This window comes from Bartonella sp. AA86SXKL, assembly GCF_042196885.1.
In genome coordinates, this window is the sequence record NZ_JBHIRE010000597.1 from 1 (window position 1) to 531 (window position 531).

Sequence of the window (531 nt, forward strand, 5' to 3'; positions counted from 1 at the left end):
GAAGTTTAAACAGTTCAAATACAAAGAGTAGCTGTGTAGATAACATTACAAATGCAAGTCTGACCAATAAAGCGGTTCTCATGATTTAACATATTAGCATTGAAAGTATACGTATTTGTCAAAGGAAAGTTATATGTGAGAGCGCGATACAGGGATTTTATGAATCCAACGACATTTTTATTAAAGTATAAAACAAAGAGAGGAGTAAAACGATGAATAAGATCATTATAACAGCACTGTTGCTTTGCACAGGGCTTGTCGCTGTGGGGTGTGAAAAAAACTACAGTGTTGAAGAATTTAAAAAAGATAAAAAATTGATGCAAGAATGGGGAATGAAATGTGAAAAAATGGAGGAATCTGTCAGAGAGAAATCTAAAAATTGTCGAAACGTTAAACAAGCATATATGGAATTTCTTTTTGGCTTTCATTAAAAAATAAAATTCAGTAAATTATTATTTCAAGAAGGGATTGGACCGTGATTGATTTTATTCCGTTTTTTGGATTTTTGCCTCTAACTTTTGGGGCGCTTTT

At 32.2% G+C, this 531-nt stretch carries 1 protein-coding gene; it reads left to right on the plus strand.

The window, feature by feature from the left end; all coding sequences use genetic code 11:
• Positions 1-212: 212 nt before the first annotated feature.
• Complete coding sequence (locus tag ACFIO5_RS13475; protein ID WP_375705688.1) at positions 213-431, plus strand: EexN family lipoprotein; 219 nt, start codon at positions 213-215, stop codon at positions 429-431.
• Positions 432-531: the final 100 nt, after the last annotated feature.